Raw genomic sequence first — 5,387 nt, forward strand, 5'->3', positions numbered from 1 at the left:
GGCGGCAGTGTGGAGGGGGCGGGAAGCTCCACGCTCATCATTGAAGGGCGGAGGGCGCTGGGCGGGTGCGTGTTTTCGCCCCTGCCGGACCGTATTTTTGCCTCCACGCGGCGGCAGTGTGGAGGGGGCGGGAAGCTCCACGCTCATCATTGAAGGGCGGAGGGCGCTGGGCGGGTGCGTGTTTTCGCCCCTGCCGGACCGTATTTTTGCCTCCACGCTGGCCTGTGCGGCGGCCGCCGCCGGAGGCCGGGTGGAACTGACCGGATGCAGCCCGGAGCTCTATGCCCCGGTGCTGGAAATTCTGGCACAAATGGGCTGCCGGGTGGAGCGCGGCGGGGAGAGCGTGCAGGTGGCCCGGTTTGGGCGGCTGTACGGTGCGGGCCGGGTGTTCACCGGAGTATACCCGGCATTGGCCACCGATGCCGCCCCGCCGCTGGCGGCCGCCATGCTCTGTGCGGAGGGCGAAAGCAGTATTGAGGATGTGATCTTTGAGCAGCGGTTTGCCTGCGCGGAGGGCTTTGCGGCCTTGGGCGGGCGGGTAAATACGGCGGGCCGGGTGCTGCACATCCGGCCGGGTGGTGCACTGCGGGGCACACGCCTTTCCGCACCCGACCTGCGGGGCGGGGCCGCGCTGGTGCTGGCAGCCATGGCGGCACAGGGCAGGAGCCAAATCGGCGGGGTTGCGTATCTCGACCGTGGATATGCGGATTTTACAGAGATTTTGGCCTCTCTTGGGGCACGAATTTACCGAGAAACGAAGCCCGCGTGACCCCCGGTGAAAAAAACACCCCCAAAAACCCAAATTTGTCTTGCAATCGGAACCAAAAGATGATACGATACTGTTATATAGTAGCAATAATATGAGATAATCCTGCCCTTGTACACGGCGGGTGTACGATAAAATCCGATGGAGGACAAAGTTATGGCATTGATGCTCGACGAAGAAATGGACGAAAACGTTACGACGATTAAGGTAATTGGCGTCGGTGGCGGCGGCGGAAACGCTGTCAACCGGATGGTCAGCGACGGCCTGCAGGGCGTGGAATTCATCGCGATGAACACCGACCAGCAGGCACTGGCCAAGAACCATGCTGCCACCAAGGTGCAGCTGGGTTCCAAGCTCACCAAGGGCCGCGGCGCGGGTGCCGACCCTGAGATCGGCCAGCGCGCCGCCGAGGAGAGCAAGGACGAGATCGCAAACGCGCTCAAGGGCTCTCAGATGGTCTTTATCACCGCCGGTATGGGCGGCGGCACCGGCACGGGCGCGGCCCCTGTTGTGGCCGAGGTCGCCCATGACCTGGGCATCCTGACCGTTGGCATCGTGACCAAGCCGTTCTCTTTTGAGGGCAAGCGGAAGATGGGCCTGGCCGAGCAGGGCATTGCAAACCTGCTGATGCATGTGGACAGCCTGATCGTGATCCCCAATGAGCGCCTGAAGATGATCAGCCAGGAGAAGATCACCCTGATGAACGCTTTCCAGGCTGCGGATAACGTGCTGCGCCAGGGCGTGGAGTCCATCTCCGCCCTGATCAATGTGCCCGCATTCATCAACCTGGACTTCGCCGACGTGCGCTCCATCATGAAAGACGCGGGCTACGCACACATGGGCGTGGGCAGCGCCAAGGGTGCCGGCAAGGCAGAGAACGCAGCCAAGGCGGCCATTTCTTCTCCGCTGCTGGAGACCAGCATTGCCGGTGCACACGGCGTCATCATCAATATCACCTCCAGCCCGGACATCGGCCTGGAAGATGTTGAGACCGCTGCAGGCCTCATCACCCAGAGCGCGCATCCCGATGCAAACATCATCTGGGGTACTGCGTTTGATGAGAATCTCTCCGATGAGATGCGCGTGACCGTGGTCGCCACCGGTTTTGACAACAAGGTGCCCGAGGGCCTGCGCAACAGCCTGAACAATGCTGCAGGCACTGCCGCTTCCACGCCGTCGGCTGTCTTCAGCTCTGACGTGGCAGCCGCCAACAATGCCGCAAAGCAGCAGCCTGCTGCCAACACCGCCAAGGTGGAAGAGGAGAGCAGCGACAACCGTTATTACGATGAGCTGCTGGCCATCCTGAACAAGCGCAAGTAAAATGAAACCGCCGGGTGGAAACGCTGCCGCCCGAAAGCAGAACATGTGTCCCTTGCGCATGGGCGGTAAGGAGGCATTGAGGATGGTACATCCGGACGGAGGGCTGCATACCCAGTGGCTGAGCAGCCGGAAAAACAGCCTGCTGCGCTGCATTGAGCGTCTCTGTGCCGAAACAGCGTCCGATTGCCGCCGCACCCAGCGCCGATTACAGGAAGTGGAGGAAGCCATGGCGAGCCAGAACCAGCCGGGAGGCACTCTGCCGGGCATTGTTCCGGTGTCCGGGGGCAGTCTGCGCTTTCTGAGGTGGAGGTGCTCCGCCGCAGGCTGGAAGCCGCCAACGCGGAGATCCGCCGGTATGAGACCCGCCTGTTTGCCTATGAGCGCGCCATGCTGGACCTGCGCCGGGAAAATGCTGAGCTGCAGGCTCTGTGTGAGCAGGCCCGGGCGGGCGAGACCCTGCCGGAGCCGACGCCTCAGCCCACCGTTCCGGTGCTGGAAAAGCCGGAGCTCCCGGTCATCCATTTCCCGGCCCCCGCGCGGGATGCCGGGGTGGCTCAGGGACCGCTTCCCGGCGAGATCGAGACCCTGCTGGACACGGGCACCCCGGAGTGGGAGCCCAAGACCAAGCTGGATCACCTCTCGGTGGACATCATCTCCCAGCTGGAACAGCTGATGGGCACATAAAAAGCAAAATCACCAATGCAATGTCAATTGCATTGGTGATTTTTTACATCTTTTGCCTCTCCTTCGCAGGAGAGGTGGCACGCCGTCAGGCGTGACGGAGAGGTTTTACAAAGTCCAACCTCTCACCGCGCCATCCCGCATACGCGGGCGCGGCACGGAGCTCTCCTGGCAAGGAGAGCCAAGCGAAAGAAGCTTTATTTTACCGCGCTGGTGCGGTGCTCCATGAGGTACGTTGCTTCCAGGTCAGCAATGTGGAGCTTGACGGCCAGAGGGTATTTATCGTAGGCCTCCGAGATGGCAAAGCAGCCGCCCCGGGCCGCGTCGTCAAAGCCGCCCATGTGCCAGCGGATGGCCACCGCTTCCTCCACTTTCAGTTTCATGAACCGCTCAATGAGGAAAACGCTCTTCTCGCCGTGGCCGTAAGGGAACAGATCCTCCACGCTGTAGGAGGGCACTTTTTCCCACTGGCCGGTCACGTCATTTTTCACGTTGCGGGTGCCGCGCTTGTAGTAGTTGGCCTTGCACAGGTCGTGCAGCAAGGCGCAGATGGCAAAGCTCTCCTCGCTGTCGCCCTCGGTGAAGAACGTGTCATGGAGGGCGTGATAGACGTTGAGGCTGTGCATACACAGCCCGCCCTCACAGGCTCCGTGGAACCGGGTAGAGGCCGGAGCCGAGAAGAAATCGGTCTTGTTGTCCAGCCAGTCCAGCAGCTTCTCGCTGCCGGGGCGGGTGACATGCTGCTGGAAGATCTGCAAAAACTCCTCGCGGTCGCCCATCTTACAGCTCCATATCGTCCAGGATGCCCTTGAGGATGGCCAGCTCGTCGTGGCTCAGGGAAATGCCCTTGCCCATCCGGGTGCCGTCCGGGGACCAGTCGCGGATATCATACTTGGGCTCGCCGTCGTTCCAGCTGATGAGGTTGAGCTGGCGCTCCCAGCCGCGGGGCCGCTGGGAGAGGACTGCCAGCTTCTGGACCACTTCGTATTTGATTTCTGCCATGGTAACATTACCTGCCTTTGTCTTTGTTTGCTACCATAATAAAAGAAGCGGCCGAAGATTTCAACTACTAAATTAAAAATAATTTGAAAATTGTTTCAGAACTTAGCCGTAGGGGGCGTCCTCCCGCCACTCCACCAGTGCTTCCACGCCGCTCTCGTCCTCATCCGGGGCCGGGTGGGCAGAGTGGGTGTGCTGGGCCGTGCCGAACAGCTGCTGGCCGTACTGGGCCATCACGCTGGTGGAAACATCGCCTTGTAAATAATCCTCAGCGTTTTTCTGGTAGCAGGCGGCAGGGGTGCCGTCCGTTACCTCGATGGAGCTCCCCTTGGCAGGGGAGCTGTCCGCGCCAGAGCGCGGACGGAGAGGTTTTATTTCAAAATCAGGCAGATGCCCCAGCGGAGGGCTCACCCTGCTCGACGTGTTTCCAACGGAATGCTTGTGCTTCGACATAAAAACACCTCCGCGCATAGTTTGCGCAGAGGTGCCGCGATTATACGATGAGCTCTACCGTGCTCCCGCCGCTGCGGGCCTTGCGGACGACCACCTGACGGTCAACGCGCTCCTTGAGGGCTCCTACATGGGAGATGATACCCACCAGCCGGTCACCCTCGGTCAGGCCTGCCAGCACCCGGATCGCCTGTTCCAGCGAGTCCTCGTCCAGGGAGCCAAAGCCCTCGTCGAGGAAAAGGGTGTCCAGCCGGATGCCGCCGGCGGCGCTCTGCACCTCGTCTGAAAGGCCCAGGGCCAGCGCCAGAGAGGCCTTGAAGCTCTCGCCGCCGGAAAGGGTCTTCACGCTGCGGCGGGTGCCGTTGTAGTGGTCGATGACGCCGAGGTCGAGGCCGGACTGGCTGCGCTGGTTCTCGGCCCCGATCCGTTCCAGCTCGTATTGGCCCGCCGTCATCTGCATCAGGCGGGTGTTGGCGTGGACGAGGATGCGGTCGAGGTAGTTCATCTGAATGTAGGCTTCCAGCCGGATCTTCTGTTTGCTGCTCAGGGTGCCGCCCGCCGTGGCGGAGAGGGCGCTGACCCACTGCCAGCGGTGTTCCAGCGCCGTGAGCCGGGCCGAGTGCTGGCGGTACTGGGCGGCTGCGTTCCGGTTGGGCACCAGCCGGGCGTTGAGGGCCTTTTCGGCGGCGGTCAGCTGGCTGCGGGCGGTCTGCAGCTGGGCGTTGAGGGCCTTTTCGGCGGCGGTCAGCTGGCTGCGGGCGGTCTGCAGCTCCGTTTGCCGGGCCTGCAATGCTGCCAGCTCCCGCGGGGGCAGCGTGTTTTCAGAAGTCTGCTGGGCCTCCAGTGTGCGGACGGTGGCCTCGGCAGCGGCCGCCGCCTGCTGGGCCTGCGCCGCCTGCGCTTCCAATGCAGCGCGCTGGTCGGCCAATTGCTTGCGCTGGGCTTCCAGCTGGGTGCGGCGTTTCGTCTGGGCAGCATTTTCAGTCTGCTGTGCGTGCAGAGCGTCCAGTGCCCGGCGAAGGGCGGTATGCTCCTCGGCTAATGCGGTCTTGAGCAGGCCCACCGTCAGCGGCACCGGCCCCTCCGGAGAAGTGAACCGCTCCGGCAACAGGGCCTCGGCGTCCTGCCGCAGGCGGGCGCGGCCCTCCTGCTCCCGGGTCAGGGCGGCGCG

Annotated in this window: 7 protein-coding genes; 3 read left to right on the plus strand and 4 right to left on the minus strand. The window is 62.8% G+C overall.

The features are described from left to right. The first annotated feature begins 7 nt into the window (after window positions 1-7). The 3 genes from DXA70_RS13305 (at window position 8) to DXA70_RS13315 (ending at window position 2,770) form a co-directional block, all read left to right on the plus strand. Window positions 8-769 (plus strand): hypothetical protein, encoded by a 762-nt coding sequence (locus DXA70_RS13305; protein ID WP_347553577.1) that lies wholly within the window; start codon window positions 8-10, stop codon window positions 767-769. 153 nt (window positions 770-922) lie between these two features. Beyond that, the gene (ftsZ, locus tag DXA70_RS13310; RefSeq protein WP_128118741.1) at window positions 923-2,086 is read left to right on the plus strand and encodes a cell division protein FtsZ; all 1,164 of its coding nucleotides are present in this window, start codon (window positions 923-925) and stop codon (window positions 2,084-2,086) included. 309 nt (window positions 2,087-2,395) lie between these two features. Beyond that, a complete protein-coding gene (locus DXA70_RS13315; RefSeq protein ID WP_128118742.1) occupies window positions 2,396-2,770 on the plus strand; it encodes a hypothetical protein in 375 nt (124 codons plus the stop codon). Between the two features lie 194 nt (window positions 2,771-2,964). On the opposite strand, the gene DXA70_RS13320 is transcribed toward DXA70_RS13315, so the two are convergent. The 4 genes from DXA70_RS13320 to DXA70_RS13335 form a co-directional block, all read right to left on the minus strand. Beyond that, window positions 2,965-3,546 (minus strand): hypothetical protein, encoded by a 582-nt coding sequence (locus DXA70_RS13320; RefSeq protein WP_022256408.1) that lies wholly within the window; start codon window positions 3,544-3,546, stop codon window positions 2,965-2,967. A gap of 1 nt (window position 3,547) precedes the next feature. Further along, window positions 3,548-3,769: a PC4/YdbC family ssDNA-binding protein gene (locus DXA70_RS13325; RefSeq protein WP_022256407.1), complete on the minus strand. Its 222-nt coding sequence runs from the start codon at window positions 3,767-3,769 to the stop codon at window positions 3,548-3,550. A gap of 102 nt (window positions 3,770-3,871) precedes the next feature. Then, complete coding sequence (locus DXA70_RS13330; RefSeq protein ID WP_128118743.1) at window positions 3,872-4,219, minus strand: hypothetical protein; 348 nt, start codon at window positions 4,217-4,219, stop codon at window positions 3,872-3,874. 40 nt (window positions 4,220-4,259) lie between these two features. Then, window positions 4,260-5,387 (minus strand): SbcC/MukB-like Walker B domain-containing protein (locus DXA70_RS13335; protein WP_278321348.1); only part of this gene is annotated, 1,128 nt, incomplete at its 5' end.

Origin of the sequence: Faecalibacterium sp. OF04-11AC (genome assembly GCF_003460645.1) — a bacterium.
Taxonomy (GTDB): domain Bacteria; phylum Bacillota; class Clostridia; order Oscillospirales; family Ruminococcaceae; genus Faecalibacterium; species Faecalibacterium prausnitzii_I.

Coding starts and splice junctions, on each gene's coding strand:
- ftsZ (WP_128118741.1), top strand. CDS start 923: ATGGCATTGATGCTCGACGAAGAAATGGACGAAAACGTTACGACGATT.
- DXA70_RS13320 (WP_022256408.1), bottom strand. CDS start 3,546: ATGGGCGACCGCGAGGAGTTTTTGCAGATCTTCCAGCAGCATGTCACC.
- DXA70_RS13325 (WP_022256407.1), bottom strand. CDS start 3,769: ATGGCAGAAATCAAATACGAAGTGGTCCAGAAGCTGGCAGTCCTCTCC.
- DXA70_RS13330 (WP_128118743.1), bottom strand. CDS start 4,219: ATGTCGAAGCACAAGCATTCCGTTGGAAACACGTCGAGCAGGGTGAGC.